This is a genomic window from Micromonospora purpureochromogenes (assembly GCF_900091515.1).
Lineage (GTDB): Bacteria > Actinomycetota > Actinomycetes > Mycobacteriales > Micromonosporaceae > Micromonospora > Micromonospora purpureochromogenes.
This window is the reverse complement of the sequence record NZ_LT607410.1, coordinates 3,836,066-3,852,271: the sequence shown is the minus strand read 5'-3', so window position 1 is coordinate 3,852,271 and position 16,206 is coordinate 3,836,066. Positions and strand designations below refer to the sequence as shown.

The following is a 16,206-nucleotide window of genomic DNA, read 5'->3' as shown; positions in this document are numbered from 1 at the left end:
ACGTCGTTTCCGGGACGTGCACCCCTCGACACGGCAACCCTATCGCCGGGCGCAGGGGTTACCGCGGAGGAACGGTCGCGACACGCCGCGCAGCGACACGACGCACCACCACACACACCCGGGGCGTCACCCACAGTGACGCCCCGACAGAAGATGGCCGAGCCTCGACCCTCAGCCGGCGAAATCCTCCGGACGCACCTGCTCCAGGAACTCGCGGAACTTCTCCACCTCGTCCTCCTGCTCGTCGGGAATCACGATCCCCGCCTCGCTGAGGACCTGCTCGGCACAACGAATCGGAGCACCCACCCGCAACGCCAACGCGATCGAATCGCTCGGCCGGGCCGACACCCGCACGCCGTCCCCGATCAGCAGATCGGCGTAGAAGACGTTCTCCTTCAACTCGGTGATCTCCACCGCCCGCAACGGCGCCTTCAACGCCGCCAGCACATCCCGCAACAGATCATGCGTCAACGGCCGGGCCGGCTTGACCCCCTGCTGCTCGTAAGCGATCGCCGTCGCCTCCACCGCACCGATCCAGATCGGCAGGTAGCGGTCCCCCTCGACCTCCCTGAGCAGGACGATCGGCTGGTTGCTGGGCAGCTCCACCCGAACTCCGACCACGCTCAGCTCGCGCACCGCCGCCTCCGTGTCGTTGTCACCTACGCCCGCACCGCGCCCTTCCCTGCACGGTACACGGACCGCGACACGGTCGTCCCATGCGCACCAGCACCACGCCCCGCGCCAGAAAAGGGTTACCCCGGCAAGCCTACGACACGCTTCCCGGGGCAGATCTTTCCGCACGACGCCTCGACGACCAGCTCACCGACCCAACGTCGAGCGCAACCCCACCCGCACCAACGCGGCGTGCAACTGCTGCGACAACGCCATCAACTCCCGCGCCGTCTCCGCCGCCCGCGCCCGCGCCGCCGGATCACTCTGCCGCGCCAACGGCGCCACCAACTGAGCGAACAGACCGACCTCACGATCCGCCGCCGACCGGTACGCCCGCAGATGCCGCGGCTCCAACCCGTACGCCGCCAGACCCGCCACCGCCCGCGCGATGATCAACGCATCCGCGTCGTACCAGCCCGGCGGATCCGACACCAGCACACCGAGGCGCTCCAACTCCGCCAACGTCGACTCGTCGACCCCGCTGTGCGCCACCAGATCCGCCCGCCCGAGCCGCACCTGCGACGACTCGGGCTCCTCCACCGCACGGCCCGGCACCTCACCACCCGGACCCACCGCCACCAACGTCGGCCGCTGCCGACCCGGGCCGTCACCACCGGTGTCCCACTCGGCCAACTGGTCACGGATCACCCGCAACGGCAGATACTGATCCCGCTGCGCGGTCAACACGAACCGCAGCCGGGCCACGTCGTCCCAGCTGTACTTCCGGTAACCCGCCGCCGTCCGCTGCGGCTCCACCAGACCCTCGGCCTCGAGGAACCGCAACTTCGAGATGGTGACGTCCGGGAACTCCACCCGCAACTGCCCCAGCACCTCGCCGATGCTCATCAGCGGATGCGCACGGGCCGCACCGGGCGGCGAGGAAGCCGCAGGATCGTTCACCCCCGGCCGGCCTCCTCCTCCGGGCGCGGACCGGCGATGAACACCACCCGGAACTTACCGATCTGCACCTCGTCACCATTGCTCAACGTGGCCGCCTCGACCCGCTCCCGGTTCACGTACGTGCCGTTGAGGCTGCCCACGTCCCGCACCGTGAACGTGCCACCGTCACGGTGGAACTCCGCGTGCCGCCGCGACACCGTCACGTCGTCGAGGAAGATGTCACTGTCGGGGTGCCGGCCACTCGTGGTCACGTCATGGTCCAGCAGGAACCGGGCACCCGCGTTCGGGCCACGACGAACCACCAGCAGCGCCATTCCCGGCGGCAACGAGCCGGACATCCGGCTCGGCACCACATCGGTGTCCGGACCCTCCAGCACTTCGTCCAACGAACCGAGATTGAGCGTCGAAGTGACGTCGAGCGGGGGGAACTCGTCGCCTGGGCGCGTCATGGGACCACCTCACGGATCTGTTCGGTCAGCGTCGGGGTAATGGCGGGTCTGGCCGCCGGGCAGTCGCACACCCGGCGGCTGGCTCCCCGTGCCCGGGAAGGCAATTACACAACGCTCAACTATTGGGGTTCTCGGTCGACTGGGCGAGCCTAGCCAGCGCCGAAATGCAGGGCAACCGGACGCGCGGAAACTCCCCGCGCCCGGACAGGGCACACTCAGCTCTCGGTCAGCTCGCGGTACGCACCGGCGGTCAGCAAGCCGTCCAACGCCGACGGATCATCCGGCGTGATCTCCAACAGCCAACCCGCACCGTACGGGTCCGTGTTGATCACCTCGGGGGTGTCGCCCAGCGCCTCGTTCCGCGCCGCCACCGTCCCGCTCACCGGGGCGTAGATCTCCGACACGCTCTTGGTCGACTCGATCTCACCCAGCGGCTCACCGGCCGCCACCACCGCACCCTCGTCGGGCAACTGGACGAACACGATGTCACCCAACGCGTCCTGCGCGAAGTGGGTGATGCCGACGCGGAGCGTGCCGCCGTCGGCGCCGACCACCCACTCGTGCTCGGCGGTGTAACGCAGATCCTCAGGAATCACCAGACGCGTCCTTCATCCATCGGTGCGCCGGAGGTGATCCGACGCGGCCGCGCCGGTCAGGAGACCGGACGGGCGTGTTCCAGCTTCATCGGCGCGTGCAGTGCCGAAACCTCGGCAACCCCACGCTCATCAACGTTCACGGTACCGCCGTCACCCGCGACCGATGCGGCCACCCCGCCCGGAATCTTCAACGCCGTCTCCATCGTCTTCGGATCACCGATCACCGTGATCGTGAACGGACCCGACAACGACCGCCCGTCCACCACCAACGAGCCGCCCGACCCGTCCAGGAAGTACGTCGAGGCGATGATCCGCACCGGCGACCCGCCGGCGCCGGAGATCTGCATCGCCTCCGCGCCCGCGCCCCGCAACTCCTGCACCGCGTCCAGGATCCGGTCCGCCCGGATCGGCTTGCCCGCACCCGGCCGGAACTCCACACTCAGCCCCGGACCCCGCGCCGGCAACGTCCCCGCCAGGATCCCCAGCTCGTCCGCCCGCCGCCGCGCCTCGTCCAACGCCGCCTGCCGACCCTGCTCACCCGAACGCAACTGCCGCCGGCTCTCCTCCAGCGCCTCGATGTCCTGCTGCAGCCGCTTCTCCCGGGAATCCAGATCCGAGAAGATCCGGACCAGGTCCTCCTGCCGGGTCGCCGCCAGCGTCGGATCCGTCGACGTCGTCTTGAACTGGACCACCAGGGTGAACCCGAGCAACGCCAGCAACACCGCGATCATCACGCCCGCGGAGGTCCACCGGCGACCCGCCGGCACCGGGGCCACCCGCTCCGCGTCGACGCGCTCCGGGTCGGCCGCGGCCGGTTCCGGGTCCACCTCGGCGGGCGCCGGTGCGGCCTCGATCCGCTGTGTCTCGGCCTCCTCCGCCGGCGGCGACGCCGGCGGCTCCGGCCGCGCCGGCTCCTGCGCCGGCGGCACCAGCGGACTCAACTCGTCCGGATCCGGGGCGTCCGGCCGGGGATCCGGCTCACCCGCCGGCCCCGACGGCCGGCGCGGCTCCGCCGGCTGAGGCCATCCCGTGCCGGTGTCCCGCTGCTCGTCGCTCATCGCCACAAACCTACGCCCGGAACAGGTGACGACGGATCGCCGCCACGTTGCCGAAGATCCGCACCCCGAGCACGACCACCACACCGGTGGAGAGCTGACCACCCACCCCCAGCTGGTCACCCAGGTACACGATCAGACCCGCCACCAGCACGTTCGAAATGAACGACACCACGAACTGCTTGTCGTCGAAGATCCGGTCCAGCTTCGCCCGCACCCCACCGAACACCGCGTCCAGCGCCGCCACCACCGCGATCGGCAGATACGGCTGCAACGCGGCGGGCACGGTCGGGTCCAGGTAGATCCCGAGAACCACACCGGCGAGCAGCGCCAGCACCGCGATCATCGGACACCTCCGGAGGGGCGGGGGGACGTACCCGAACCGGACGGCCCGGGACTCGACGAACGGTCGCCCGAACCCGACGGCGACGGGCTCGGACTGACCGAAGGCTGGGCGTAGCGTAGCCGCGGCTCCGGCGCGGCCGGCAGGGTGAGGTCCTCCGCGTCCCGGACCTGGAACGACAGGCCGGTCTCCTTCGCCACCCGGCGCATCAGATACGCCGCCCGGCTCTCCTCGAACTTGTCGCGCATCGACCCCGGCCCGATCGCCGTCACCTCGTACGGGCTCGTCACCGGGCGGAAATCCACCAGGATCGCCGCACCCGCCGAGCGGATCGTCGACGTCGCCGTCAACCGCTGACCGTTGATCGCCACCGCCTCCGCCCCGGACGCCCACAGGTCGTTGGCCACCTTCTGCAGGTCCGTGTAGATAACGCGGGGCGGACCGGCGTCCGAGGCGCCGGAGACCGCGTCGTCGTCCTTCGGCTCCGCGTCGGCCAGCCGGACCACCACCCCGTCGCCCCGTACCCGACCCAGACCGGTCCCCGCCTCCAGGTTGCGCAACCGGGCCGCCTGCGAACCGCTCAGCGCGGCGTCGCGCTGCCGACCCACCTCCTCGCGCAGCCGGTCCGCGCGGGCGGTCATCTCGTCGGTCTCGCTCTCCCGCTGCTTGATCTGCGCGATCAGCCCGGCCCGGGCCTGACTACGGCTCGGCTCGTCCGCCATCGTCTCCCGGTAGGCCACCGCGAACAGGAAACCGACCACCGCGATCACCACGACGCTCACCGCGCGCGTGGAGGCGCCCCGCCACCCCGCCGGCGGTGGCGACTCCCGGCGCCGGGCGGCCGCGTCGGCGTAGCCCGGATCCAACGGATTGCGGAACAGCTCGGTCAGGAAGTCGGGGGTGAACGCCCGGGTGGTACGCCCACCGGAGTCCGGCGGCGCGCTCATGCCGCCGCTCCCCCGGAGCGGGTCCGCACGGACCGGACCAGCCGGGCCGCCTGCACCACGTACATGGCGCCGGCCACCCAGTAGAGCACCAGGCCCCACCAGGCCAGGCCCCAGCCGATCGCCCCGGCGGCGGTGGCCACCGACTCCGACGCGGTGCCCAGCAGCAGGATCGGGAAGGCGGCCAGCAGCAGGAAGGTGGCCGTCTTACCCACGTAGTGCACCGGCGGCGGGCCGTACCCGTGCCGGCGCAGCACCGCCAGCGAACCGAGCAGCAGCAGCTCCCGGGCCAGCAGCGCGGCCGTGAACTGCCACGGCACCACCTCGCGGGCGGTGAAGGCGAGCAGCGTCGCGAGGATGTAGAGCCGGTCGGCGAACGGGTCGAGCAGCTCGCCGAGGCGGCTGACCTGGCCGAGGCGCCGGGCGATCCACCCGTCGACCCAGTCGGTGGTGCCGCCGACGGCCAGCACCACAATCGCCGCCACGTCCGCCTTCACCACCAGGAACAGGTAGAGGAAGAGCGGGACGCCGAGCAGCCGGACGAAGCTGATCAGGTTCGGCAGGGTCAACACCCGGTCGCCGACCGCGGTGCCGTCCGTGCTCTGCGGGTGCTCTGCCCGAGCCGGCCGACGCGACACCGAACCTCCTCCGCAGCACGGACCGGACGCCTGCTGGGCGCCTCGGCGGGACGTGCGCGCTGACGGGCCGGCCAGCGCCGGCGCCTCGGCGGCCCCGGCTGGGGCCTCCCCTGATGCCGTCCCGACGTGGTGATCGCGGGCCGGCGAGTTGCCACTATATCGGGCTCACGTATCGGCCCTCGGGGCCGCGCTTCCGTCGTTTCCCGGTTGTTCGGTGTGCGGTGCGTCACCACGTGTAAGGCATCCTAGGACACTAGTGGAGTGGGGGCCGGCTCCGTGCCTGGGTGAAGAGGTCAGGCGGTGCGCGCGGCGGTGGCGTCCGGCTGCGCCGCCGCACCGGCCTCCACGGCCTGCGCGAAGGCCAGCAACGACAGCAGCAGGTCGTGCTGCGCCCGCGCCGGCATCCGGTCGAGGATCGCCTGCACGGCCTGGTGGCGCCGCTCCTTCAGCTCGCGGAGCAGGGTCTGGGCCGCGGCGGTGGGGACCAGCCGGACCTCCCGCCGGTCGCGCGGGTCGGCCACCCGGCGCAGCAGGCCGGTGGCCTCCAGTCGGTCGCAGAGCCGGCTGGCCGAGGAGGGTACGACGTCGAGCAGCTCCGCCAGCCGGTTCACGTTGGTGTCCGGCCGCGCGCTGATCAGGGCGAGCACCCGCAACTGCGTCGGCGGGACGGTGACGTGGTGCCGCGAGGTGGCGGAGTCGAGCACACCGATCAGCGCCTCGGCGGCAGCATCGATCGCCGCGGCGAGATTCGGAGGTCGCTCCACCCGGTGCCCCCTGCGATTGTTCCGCTCGTACCCGGCTGCCGGCCTGCTACCGATCGCCCCGATCGCTGACACCGACCCAGTCCAGACAGACGACGACGGCGTCGTCGCGCAGGTCCGCTTCGGCGTGGTAAGCGAACAGTTCGCGCATCACGGTACCAACCGCCTCGGTCGCCGGCTGCAACCGCGTGGAGCGCATCGAACGCGCCATCGCCCGTTCCCCGTACGCCTCCTGGCCGCCCGGCTGCGCGTCGTAGACGCCGTCGCTGACCACGAAGAGGCGGTCCCCCGGCTCCAGGTCGAACTCCTGCACGTCGTAGCGCGTCTCGGCGAACATGCCCAGCGGGAGCTGGCGGTCCAGCTCGATCGGCGTCACCGTGGCGCCACGGACCCGCAGCAGGTGCGGCGAACCCGCGTCCACCGCGCGTACCCGCCCGGTGACGGTGTCGACGGTGAGCAGCAACGTCGCCACGTGCCGCCGGCCGCGGTGCTGGTAGTGGATGGTGTCCGAGGCCAGCTCGGCCTGCTCCACCAGCCCGCCGCCGGAGCGCCGGGCGTTGCGCATCGCGTTGACGGTCAACGTGGTCAGCAGGGCGGCGGACATGCCCGTGCCGGTCCCGTTGAGCACGGTGACGGTGAGCCGGTCCGAGTCGACGGACCAGTCGAAGTGGTCCCCGCCCACGCCGTACGCCGGCTCCAACTGGCCGGCCAGCAGGAACGCGTGGTGCCGCACGCTGCGTCCGGGCAGCAGGTCCCACTGCATCTCGGCGGCCATGCTGAGCCGTTCCCGGCGGCGGGCCCGGCGGTACCGGTCGGTCTCCCGGTCGGCCGCGCGCAGCGCGATGGCCAGCTCGTCGGCGACCTCGCCGATCGACGCCACCGTCTGCGCGTCCGCCGGCCCGGTCAGCTCGACCAGCAGCACCCCGAGCCGCTCCCCCCAGGCGGTCAGCGGCACCCAGACGCGGCAGTGCCCGTCGTCCCGGGCGTCCAGCACCGGCTGCTGGCTGCTGAAGCAGCGCTGCGCGACCCCCTGGCAGGCGAGAAAGCCGGCGTCCGGCAGGTCGGGGTCGAGGACCGGCCAGAGCCCGGTGATCCGGTAGTCGGCCAGGAACACGTCGGTGCGCGAGGCGGCGAGCCGCGACCGGACGACCCGGTCCGCGGCCTCCACCAGCTGGTCCGGCGGGGCGGCGCGCAGCGCGCGGGACACCGCTGCGGGCACGTCCGGCATGTTCGTCCTCCAGATATTCTTGCTGTAGGGCAAGCATCATACGGACGCGCGGCCGGATGCCGCACCGGCCGGTCAGTCGGTGGGCTTGCCGGCCAGCCCGCCGAGGAACGCGTCCGGCACCGCGGCCGGCTCGCCCCGCGGCCGCCACCGGGCCACCGGCACGATGCCCTCGGCCGTCGGCACCCACCGCCCCAGCAGCGGGGCGAACGACGCCGGCGTCCGCATCCGGAACTGCGGCCCCATCATCGCCAGCGCCTGCGGATGCCCGGCCAGCTCCTCGCTGTCGAAGTCGAACGCCAGGAAGCTGCCCGGCGCCACCGCGTCGTAGACCTCCTCGAGGGTCCGGGCCAGCGTCTCGTCGTCCAGGAAGGCGGCCAGGCCGAGGAAGACCACGCCGACCGGTCTCCTCCCCCAGCCGGGCACGAAGCGGTGCAGCTGGGCCGGGTCGACGGTGCCGATGTCGGTGGCGTCGCCGTAGCCGTAGCCGGCGCGGTCGCTGCCGGCCAGGATGCGCTGCCCGAGGCGGATGGTGACCGGGTCGACGTCGGTGTAGAGCACGGTGGCGGAGGTGGCCACCTCGTGCACGTTGCCCCGGGTGGGCAGGCCGGCCCCGAGGACGAGGAAGCCGTCGACCCCGGCCTCGGCGACGGCCCCGACCGCCCGGCCGAGGAAGTCCCGCAGGTCCCGGAAGATCGCCGCGCACGGCCCGTACGCCTCCTCGAAGGCACGGCCCGCCGCCACGTCCACCGGGAAGTGGTGCTCACCGCCCAACCAGAAGTCGATCATGCGGGCGGTGCTCGGCTGCTCCGGCTCGGCCATCGACGGCGCTCCCTTCCGACGGGTGGGCGACAGCGTAGCGAGGCGACCGCCCTCGCGGTATCGCCCCGGCGACAGTCGCCGGGCCGCGATACTGGCCGCGGGCAGGAGGTGCGCGGCGGTGAACTCGGCGAACGGCGCGGCGGTGGTGGTGGGCGTGGACGGCTCGGAGCCGGCGCTGCGCGCCGTCCGGCTCGCCGCGGCGGAGGCGGCCCGCCGGCACCGGCCACTGCGGGTGGTGCACGGGTTCATCTGGCCGCTGCTGCGGGTGCCCGTAGGCCCGCTCGCCGACGCCCCGCCCGGTGGCGGCCTGCGCCACCAGGCGGAGGAACTCGTCGCGCGGGCGGTCGCCGAGGCGGAGGCGACCGTACCGGGGATCCGGGTGACCGGCGAGATCATCGACGGCGAGGCGTCGGCGGTGCTGCTCGGCGAGACACCCACCGCCGCCCTGGTCGTGCTCGGTGACCGCGGGCTGGGCGGCTTCGGCGCGCTGATCCTCGGCTCGGTGGCGGTGCAGGTCGCCACGTACGCGCAGTGCCCGGTGCTGGTGGTGCGCGGCGAGGAACACGGTGGCGGCCCGGTGGTGGTCGGGGTGGACGGCTCCCCGGCGGCGCGGGAGGCCGTGGAGTTCGCCGCCGAGCAGGCCGACATCCGGGGCGCCGCGCTGCACGCCGTGCACGCCTACCGCCACCCGGCCTCCGGCGGCCCCGGCGACATGCAGCCGCTGGTCTACGACGAGTCCGAACTGCGCGCCGAGGAGGACCGGGTGCTCGTCGAGGCCCTCGCCGGCATCGGCGAGCGGTACCCGGACCTGCCGATCATCCGCGAGGTGGTGCGGGAACGGGCGGTCGCCGCGCTCACCGCCGCGTCCCGCCGGGCACTGCTGGTGGTGGTCGGCGGCCGGGGACGCGGCCAACTGGCCGGGCTGCTGCTCGGCTCGGTGAGCCACGGGGTGCTGCACCACAGCGCCTGCCCGGTGGTCGTGGTGCGTACCCCGGACTGAGCGGTTGACCCGCCGGCAGACGGGTAGACGGCGCGGGTACGGCACGCGGTGACAGCGACCGAGGAGGCGGCGATGCCAGGACCACGGCCGGGAAGCAACGCGTACGACAAGGCACGCGCGCGCCTGCGCGACCTGATCGAGCAGTCGGGGCGGGCGGCGGACCAGGAAGCCAACCAGGTCGCCAACCGGATCCTGCAGGAGGATCGCGGCCAACGGGGCGTGGTCCGGGGGGAACGGACGTTCGGCCCGAAGGGTGAGCGCGAACCCGGCGATCCGAAGTGAGGGTTTCGGGTGTGGTCGACGGGGCGATCGCCGGCGCGGTCGGCAGCGCCGCGTTGAACGTGGTCAGCTACCTGGACGTAGCGGTCCGGGCCCGACCGACGAGCAGCACCCCGGAGGAGACCGTCGGACGGCTCGCCGGTCTCGCGCATGTGGACCTGGGCCCCGAGGACCGGGCGGCCAACCGCCGCTCGGGCCTCGGGGCCGTCCTCGGCTACGCCCTGGGTATCGGGGCCGGCGCCGTGTTCGGGGTGCTCGCCGGCACCCGCCGGATGCCGCTGCCGGTGGCGACCGCGCTGCTCGGCGGCGCGGTGATGGCCACCACGGGCGGCTCGTTGGCCGTCCTGCGGATCAGCGACCCGCGCACCTGGCGCCGGTCCGACTGGGTCGCCGACCTCGTGCCGCACCTGGCGTACGGAATGGCGGCCGCAGCCACCTTGAACCGGCTGCGGCCGCCCTCCCTGCGGTGCGGTTAGCCCCGGTCGTCGGTGTCGTCCTCGGCGATCGGCTCACCGGCCGGGCCGTACGGCGACACCTGCCCCTTCGGCACCGGCCGCCCCACGTCCGCGTTGGACGTGCCCTTGTTCAGCGGATGCCCGCTCGCGTGCGTGGCGGTCTTCCGACTGTCCGTACTGGTCGCGCCCTTGGCGTTGCGGCGGAACTCCATCTGCTGCGGGTTCACCACGGGTCTCTCCTTCCGACGGGGTGCACGGCCGACAGGTCGCGCACCCCGTCGGCTTACCCGCCGCCGTGGCGCACATTCGACCGGCGGCGGCCCGGCTGATCCGCGCCAGGGCGGGTACTGCACGGTGATGGGGGACGACCGACGGGTGGCCCGGGCCCTGCTGGACCGACAGGGACGCACCTACGCCGAGGAGGCCGGCATCCGGCTGACCGACCGGCCGGGGCCGCTGTACCAACTGCTGGTGCTGGCCACATTGCTGAGCACCCGGATCCGGGCGGGGGTGGCGCTCGCCGCCGCGCGGGAACTCTTCGCCGCCGGCTGGCGCACCCCGCAGGCGATGGAGGCGGCGAGCTGGCAGGAGCGGGTCGACGCGCTGGGGCGCGGGCACTACCGCCGTTACGACGAGCGGACCGCCACGATGCTCGGCACCGGCGCCCGGCTCTGCCTGGACCGCTGGCACGGTGACCTGCGCCGGCTGCACCGGGAGGCCGACGGGCAGCCAACCGCGCTGCGCCGGCTGCTCACCGAGTTCCCCGGCATCGGTCCGACCGGCGCGGACATCTTCCTGCGGGAGGCGCAGGAGGTCTGGCCGGACGTGCGCCCGTACGCCGACCGGCGGACCCTGACCGGGGCGCAGCGGCTCGGGCTGCCGGCGAACCCGCGCGGGCTGGCCGGCCTGGTCGGCGAGGGGGACTTCGGCCGACTCGCCTCGGCGCTGGTCCGGGTGGCCCTCGGCGAGGAGTCCGCGGGCGAGGTCAACCGGACGGCGGCGGCGCGTTGAGCCTCACTTGACCGGCTTGTCCCCCGGCTTGGTCAGGTTCCACACCAGCAGCGCGGCGGCCAGGGCCAGCAGGACCACCCCGCCGGAGATCCCGCCGCCCTCCTCGGCGCTGCGCCCGGTGGCGCCGAAGTAGATCACCGCCAGTCCGGCGAGCACCGCCAGGAACGTCCGCATTCCTCGGTCCTTCACGTTCCGCACGGTACGACGGGTTCCGCCCCGGTACGGCGGTTTTCGTGGCCGGTAACCCGTCCGGGTCACTCCGCCCGGCCGCCGGCCGCCGGGCCGCGCAGCCGGACCTGCCGGACCGCCCGGTCGGCCACCTCGACCACCTCGACGGTGAGTCCGGGCAGCCGCACCGACTCCCCCGGCCGCTCGGGCAGCCGGCCCAGCCCGGCCAGGACCAGCCCGGCGACGGTGGTGTAGTCGCGCGGCAGCGGGAAGGCCAGCCGCACCCCCACGTCGGCCAGGTCGTGCAGCGGGAAGTCACCGGGGAGCAGCAGCGCCCCGTCCGCCTCCCGCAGCACCCCGGAGACGTCCCGGTCGGTCTCGTCGTACAGCTCGCCGACCACCTCCTCCAGCAGGTCCTCCATGGTGATCAGGCCGTCGATCCCGCCGTACTCGTCGACCACCAGGGCGAGCTGTTCGTGGCGTTGCCGCAGCTGGCGCATGGCGTCGGCGACCGGCAGCGTGCCGGGCAGCAGCACCGGTCGGCGGGCCCGCTGGCCGGCCGTGTCGCCGTGGCCGTCGACCAGGTCGCGGATGTGCACCATGCCCCGGACGTCGTCGAGCCCACCCGGCCCCACCACCGGGGCGCGGGAGCGCCCGGTCGCGGCCATCCGGCGCATCGCCTCCGCGGCCGACAGCGAGGCGGGCAGCACCGTCACGTCCCGTCGGGGGACCAGGATCTCCCGCAGGGTACGGCCGGCGATGTCGAACGCCCCGGACAGGATCTCCCGCTGCTGCGCCGACAGCCCGCGCTGGCTGACCAGCATCTCCCGCAGCTCCTCCTCGGTCACCTCCTGGCGCCGCGCCCGCGGGTCCCCGCCGGCGAGCCGGACCAGCAGGTCGGTGGCGCGGCTGAGCAGCCAGACCGCCGGCCGGGACAGCCGGGCCAGCACGTCCAGCGGGGGCGCGCTGAGCAACGCCCACCGCTCCGCCCACTGCATCGCCAGCCGTTTCGGGGCCAGCTCCCCGACGACCAGGGTGACGAAGGTCAGCACCACGGTCACCAGCACCACGGCCACCGGCCGGGCCGCGCCGCCGAGGAAGCCGAGCGGGCCGATCAGCGGCTGGGCCAGCGAGACGGCGGCGGCCGCCGAGGCGAGGAACCCGGCGAGGGTGATGCCGAGCTGGATGGTGGCCAGGTAGCGGTTCGGTTCCCGGGCCAGCCGGGCCAGCCGCGCCCCGGCCCGACCGGAGCGCCCGAGCCGGCGCAGCTGGGCCTCCCGCAGCGTCACCAGCGCCATCTCGCTGCCGGACAGGGCGGCGTTGACCAGCACCAGCACCGCCACCAGTGCGAGCTGCCCGAGCATGCCACCCCCTCCACCTGGCCCCTACTCAACCGCAGCGGTGCCGCCGGGGAGGCCGGGTCAGTCGTTTTCCAGGTCGTCGAGGGAGATGGCGTGGGTCATCAGCCAGCGGGCCAGCGCCGACATGCCGAACAGCCACAGCGGGGCGGACTCGGTGGTGCCGTTGGTGGCGAAGATCGCGAACCGCAGGTCCGGCGCCCGGTACGCCTCGATCCGCCAGCGGTGGTTCTTGTCCCGCCAGACCGCCGATGGGTCCATGGCGTCACGGTAGGCGACCCGGCGCCCGCCCCGGTGCGGCTTCGGGCCAGCCCGCAGCCTGAGATTGCGGAGGTCAGGACGGGCGGCCGACCACCTCGCGGGCGTCGTCGGGCAGCCGGCGGGTGGCGCCGCGCCGGTCCAGCAGTTCCAGCAGCGGCACGGCGACCCGGCGGGTGGTGTCCAACGCCTGCCGGGCGGCGCTGAGCGTGAACGGCTGCGGCAGCCCGGCCAGCACCCGGACCGCGTCGTCGACCGCGCCGGGCAGCAGCACCACGTTCTCCGCCAGCCGCAGCAGCGCCCCGGCGCGCACGGCAGCGCCGATCTCCCGGGGGCCCAGGCCGAGGGTGGCCAGGCGGTCCGCCTCGGGGGCGCGGAACGGGTGGTCGGCGTACTCGGCGCGGACCCGCTGCACGGCCCGGGCCACCGGTGCGGGCAGCGCGTCGACCTCGGCGGCGGTGACCCGGCCGGCGCGCAGCGTCAGCGGCGGGCGGACCAGGGCCTCGACCAGCGCGCGGTCGGGCAGGTTGAGACGCCGGCGCAGCACCTCCACCGGGACGCCCGGGTCGAGGGGGTGCTCGCGCGCGTACCGTTTGGTCTCCTCGGCCAGCCGGGTGGCCAGCCGCCGCCAGTGCTCGGGGTCGGCGAGCCAGTCGCCGGCGACCGGGGCGACGGTGGCCCGCACCCCCATCCGGGTCAGCTCCCCGGCGCGGACCAGGGCCCGGCGGCGCAGCTCCCCGGCGAGGTCGGGCCGCCCGTCGAGGTCGGCGAGGACGGCGGCCCGGGCCGCGGCGGCGCCGCGCCGGCGCAGGGGCGGTGGCGCCACGTCCAGCACCGTCACCCCGCCGCTGACGTGGTGCCGTCCGGGGTCGCGCAGCAGCGCCCGGTCACCGACGAGCAACGGCAGCGGCCGGGCCAGCCGCAGCCGGACGGTGTCGTGCCCGAGCGGGCGGACCCGGGCCGGCACGGCCGCCGAGCCCACGTGCAGGGTGAGGGTGGCGGGCAGGTCGCCGGCCGGGTCGCCGGCCAGCCGGACGTCGAGCAGGTCGGTGAGCCGGAACCGGCCGGCGGTGAGCAGCGCGTCACCCCGGCCCAACCGGTCCTTCGGCACGCCTCGCAGGTTGACCGCGACCCGGGCCACCGCGGCCACCCGGTCGTGGGCGGCGCCGAGGGAGTGCAGGCCGCGTACCCGGACCGGCTCGCCGGTGGTGGCCAGCTCCAGCTGGTCGCCGACCAGCAGCCGGCCGCCGCCGAGGGTGCCGGTCACCACGGTGCCGCTGCCCCGGATGGTGAAGGACCGGTCCACCCAGAGCCGCACCGGCACGTCCGGCGCGGCTGCCGGCAGGCGGGCGACCAGCCGGTCCAGGGCGGCGCGCAGCTCGGGCAGGCCCGCGCCGGTGACCGCGCTGACCGGTACCGCCTCCACCGCGCCGAGGCTGGTGGCGGCGAGCTCGGCCCGGGCCCGGGCCAGCGCGGGCCCCGGGTCGGCCAGGTCCGCGCGGGTCACCGCCAGCAGCCCGTACGGCACCCCGAGCGCGTGCAGCGCGGCCAGGTGCTCGGCGGACTGCGGCATCCAGCCCTCGTCGGCGGCGACGACCACCAGCGCGGCCGGGACGGGCCCGACGCCGGCGAGCATGTTCGGCACGAAGCGCTCGTGGCCGGGAACGTCGACGAAGGCGATGGTGCCGCCGGCGGGCAGCGTGGTCCAGGCGAAGCCGAGGTCGATGGTCATGCCCCGGCGGCGTTCCTCGGCCCACCGGTCGGGTTCCATCCCGGTCAACGCCCGGACCAGCGTCGACTTGCCGTGGTCGACGTGGCCGGCGGTGGCGACGACGTACATGTCAGCCGGCCGCCGGGACCCGCAGCACCGCGGCGCGCAGGGTGTCGTCGGCGGCCGCGGGGACGCAGCGCAGGTCCAGCAGGAGGCGGCCACGCAGCACCCGGCCGAGCACCGGCGGCGCGCCGAGGCGCAGCGGCCCGGCGTACGCCTCGGGCAGGCTCAGCGCCCACGAGTCCAGCACGACGCCGGGTGCGCCGCCACCGCCGACCACGGCGCTGCTCGGCACCACCTCGGCCTTGCAGCCGTCGGCGCCGAGCGCGTCACGCAGTCGTTCGGCACGCTCCCGCAGCGCGGCGGGGTCGGCGTGCAGGGCGGACCGGGTGGGGGTGTCCGGGCCGTGCAGGGTGGCCGCCAGGGCGGCCAGGGTGAGCTTGTCGACCCGCAGCGCACGGGCGAGGGGGTGCCGACGCAGCCGCTCGACCAGCGCGGCGTCGCCGAGCAGCAGCCCGGCCTGCGGCCCGCCGAGGAGCTTGTCGCCGCTGGCGGTGACCAGCGCCGCGCCGGCCCGTAGGGTGCCGGCGGCGTCCGGCTCGTCGGGCAGCAGCGGGTCCGGCGCGAGCAGCCCGGAGCCGATGTCGGCCACCACCGGCACACCGAGGGTGGCCAACGCGCGGACCGGCACGGCCGAGGTGAAGCCGGTGACCAGGAAGTTCGACGGGTGCACCTTCAGCACGAAGCCGGTCGCCGGGCCGATCGCCGCCGCGTAGTCGGCCAGGGCGGTGCGGTTGGTGGTGCCGACCTCCCGCAGCCGGGCGCCGGTGCTCTCCAGCAGGTCGGGCAGGCGGAACCCGTCGCCGATCTCCACCAGTTCGCCCCGGCTCACCACGATCTCGGCGCCGGCGGCCAGGGCGGTGGCGGCGAGGACCAGCGCGGCGGCGCCGTTGTTCACCACATGCACGGCCGCCGCGTCCGGCACCGCCGCGGCGAGCGCGTCGAGGGCGTCGCGTCCCCGCCGGGCGCGCCGTCCGGTGCGCAGGTCCAGCTCCACGTCCGTGTGCCCGGCGGCGGCGGCGACCGCCTCGACGGCGGCGGCCGACAGCGGCGCCCGGCCGAGGTTCGTGTGCAGCACGACGCCGGTGGCGTTGAGCACCGCGCGCGGCGCCGGCGCGGGCAGCGCGGCGAGGACGTCGTCGGGTACCTGTTCGGGGGTGATGTCGCCGCGGCGGGCGCGCTCCTGGGCGCGGCCCACGGCGGCCTTGACCCGCTCGCGGCCGAGGGTGGCGACCGCCGCGGCCAGGCGCGGGTCGGCGAGCAGGGTGTCGGTGCGCGGCACCCGCCGCCGTGGGTCGGCCGGCGCCTCGCCCATGCGCGTCATCTCTCTCGAGCGGTTTGGCGGAGACGGACGGGAATCGAACCCGCCTGACCCGGGTCCCGGGCCACACCGGTTTTGAAGACCGGGAGGGGCACCAGCCTCCTGAACGCCTCCGCCCAG

The 16,206-nt window shown here is 74.5% G+C and carries 21 protein-coding genes and 1 tRNA gene; 4 read left to right on the top strand and 18 right to left on the bottom strand.

Annotated features, from left to right (window positions below):
• Positions 1–171 precede the first annotated feature (171 nt).
• The 11 genes from GA0074696_RS17795 to GA0074696_RS17745 form a co-directional block, all read right to left on the bottom strand.
• Positions 172–636 carry a bifunctional nuclease family protein gene (locus GA0074696_RS17795; RefSeq protein ID WP_088962140.1) on the bottom strand — a complete coding sequence of 155 codons (465 nt, stop codon included), beginning with the start codon at positions 634–636 and terminating at the stop codon, positions 172–174.
• A gap of 183 nt (positions 637–819) precedes the next feature.
• Positions 820–1,518, bottom strand: a complete 699-nt coding sequence (ftsR, locus tag GA0074696_RS17790; protein ID WP_172894317.1) for a transcriptional regulator FtsR — start codon at positions 1,516–1,518, stop codon at positions 820–822.
• Between the two features lie 50 nt (positions 1,519–1,568).
• On the bottom strand, positions 1,569–2,021 hold the full coding sequence (gene odhI / locus GA0074696_RS17785; RefSeq protein ID WP_088962138.1) for an oxoglutarate dehydrogenase inhibitor Odhl: 453 nt from the start codon (positions 2,019–2,021) through the stop codon (positions 1,569–1,571).
• Between the two features lie 215 nt (positions 2,022–2,236).
• Complete coding sequence (gcvH, locus tag GA0074696_RS17780; RefSeq protein ID WP_088962137.1) at positions 2,237–2,617, bottom strand: glycine cleavage system protein GcvH; 381 nt, start codon at positions 2,615–2,617, stop codon at positions 2,237–2,239.
• Positions 2,618–2,673: 56 nt separating this feature from the next.
• The gene (locus tag GA0074696_RS17775; RefSeq protein ID WP_088962136.1) at positions 2,674–3,675 is read right to left on the bottom strand and encodes a DUF881 domain-containing protein; all 1,002 of its coding nucleotides are present in this window, start codon (positions 3,673–3,675) and stop codon (positions 2,674–2,676) included.
• A 10-nt stretch (positions 3,676–3,685) separates the two neighbouring features.
• Complete coding sequence (locus GA0074696_RS17770; RefSeq protein WP_067311500.1) at positions 3,686–4,018, bottom strand: small basic family protein; 333 nt, start codon at positions 4,016–4,018, stop codon at positions 3,686–3,688.
• Positions 4,015–4,962, bottom strand: a complete 948-nt coding sequence (locus GA0074696_RS17765) for a DUF881 domain-containing protein (RefSeq protein WP_088962135.1) — start codon at positions 4,960–4,962, stop codon at positions 4,015–4,017. The genes GA0074696_RS17770 and GA0074696_RS17765 overlap by 4 nt, the downstream gene beginning before the upstream one ends.
• Positions 4,959–5,597, bottom strand: a complete 639-nt coding sequence (locus GA0074696_RS17760; RefSeq protein ID WP_088962134.1) for a CDP-alcohol phosphatidyltransferase family protein — start codon at positions 5,595–5,597, stop codon at positions 4,959–4,961. The genes GA0074696_RS17765 and GA0074696_RS17760 overlap by 4 nt, the downstream gene beginning before the upstream one ends.
• 293 nt (positions 5,598–5,890) lie before the next feature.
• A complete protein-coding gene (locus tag GA0074696_RS17755) occupies positions 5,891–6,361 on the bottom strand; it encodes a MarR family transcriptional regulator (RefSeq protein ID WP_088962133.1) in 471 nt (156 codons plus the stop codon).
• Between the two features lie 46 nt (positions 6,362–6,407).
• Positions 6,408–7,586 (bottom strand): PP2C family protein-serine/threonine phosphatase, encoded by a 1,179-nt coding sequence (locus tag GA0074696_RS17750; protein ID WP_088962132.1) that lies wholly within the window; start codon positions 7,584–7,586, stop codon positions 6,408–6,410.
• Between the two features lie 72 nt (positions 7,587–7,658).
• On the bottom strand, positions 7,659–8,405 hold the full coding sequence (locus tag GA0074696_RS17745) for an SAM-dependent methyltransferase (RefSeq protein WP_088964648.1): 747 nt from the start codon (positions 8,403–8,405) through the stop codon (positions 7,659–7,661).
• A gap of 118 nt (positions 8,406–8,523) precedes the next feature.
• Between GA0074696_RS17745 and GA0074696_RS17740 the strand changes: the two genes are divergently transcribed.
• From GA0074696_RS17740 to GA0074696_RS17730, 3 genes are all read left to right on the top strand, one after another.
• On the top strand, positions 8,524–9,405 hold the full coding sequence (locus tag GA0074696_RS17740; protein WP_088962131.1) for a universal stress protein: 882 nt from the start codon (positions 8,524–8,526) through the stop codon (positions 9,403–9,405).
• 72 nt (positions 9,406–9,477) lie between these two features.
• Positions 9,478–9,687, top strand: a complete 210-nt coding sequence (locus GA0074696_RS17735; protein ID WP_088962130.1) for a phosphatidylethanolamine-binding protein — start codon at positions 9,478–9,480, stop codon at positions 9,685–9,687.
• The gene (locus tag GA0074696_RS17730) at positions 9,684–10,160 is read left to right on the top strand and encodes a hypothetical protein (RefSeq protein WP_088962129.1); all 477 of its coding nucleotides are present in this window, start codon (positions 9,684–9,686) and stop codon (positions 10,158–10,160) included. The genes GA0074696_RS17735 and GA0074696_RS17730 overlap by 4 nt, the downstream gene beginning before the upstream one ends.
• On the opposite strand, the gene GA0074696_RS17725 is transcribed toward GA0074696_RS17730, so the two are convergent.
• Positions 10,157–10,369, bottom strand: coding sequence for a hypothetical protein (locus GA0074696_RS17725; RefSeq protein ID WP_088962128.1), 213 nt, complete (start codon positions 10,367–10,369; stop codon positions 10,157–10,159). The genes GA0074696_RS17730 and GA0074696_RS17725 overlap by 4 nt on opposite strands.
• Before the next feature lie 127 nt (positions 10,370–10,496).
• On the opposite strand from GA0074696_RS17725, the gene GA0074696_RS17720 reads away from it, so the two are divergent.
• A complete protein-coding gene (locus GA0074696_RS17720; protein ID WP_088962127.1) occupies positions 10,497–11,150 on the top strand; it encodes a hypothetical protein in 654 nt (217 codons plus the stop codon).
• Positions 11,151–11,153: 3 nt separating this feature from the next.
• Here the strand turns inward: GA0074696_RS17720 and GA0074696_RS17715 are convergent, their stop codons facing one another.
• From GA0074696_RS17715 to GA0074696_RS30835, 6 genes are all read right to left on the bottom strand, one after another.
• Positions 11,154–11,339 (bottom strand): hypothetical protein, encoded by a 186-nt coding sequence (locus tag GA0074696_RS17715; RefSeq protein ID WP_088964647.1) that lies wholly within the window; start codon positions 11,337–11,339, stop codon positions 11,154–11,156.
• A 65-nt stretch (positions 11,340–11,404) separates the two neighbouring features.
• Entirely contained in the window at positions 11,405–12,682 is a 1,278-nt protein-coding gene (locus GA0074696_RS17710) for a hemolysin family protein (RefSeq protein WP_088962126.1), read from the bottom strand.
• Positions 12,683–12,739: 57 nt separating this feature from the next.
• Positions 12,740–12,937, bottom strand: a complete 198-nt coding sequence (locus GA0074696_RS17705; RefSeq protein WP_088962125.1) for a hypothetical protein — start codon at positions 12,935–12,937, stop codon at positions 12,740–12,742.
• Positions 12,938–13,010: 73 nt separating this feature from the next.
• Entirely contained in the window at positions 13,011–14,774 is a 1,764-nt protein-coding gene (gene selB, locus GA0074696_RS17700; protein ID WP_088962124.1) for a selenocysteine-specific translation elongation factor, read from the bottom strand.
• 1 nt (position 14,775) lies between these two features.
• Complete coding sequence (gene selA / locus GA0074696_RS17695; protein WP_088962123.1) at positions 14,776–16,080, bottom strand: L-seryl-tRNA(Sec) selenium transferase; 1,305 nt, start codon at positions 16,078–16,080, stop codon at positions 14,776–14,778.
• A gap of 24 nt (positions 16,081–16,104) precedes the next feature.
• Positions 16,105–16,200, bottom strand: a tRNA-Sec gene (locus GA0074696_RS30835).
• Positions 16,201–16,206: the final 6 nt, after the last annotated feature.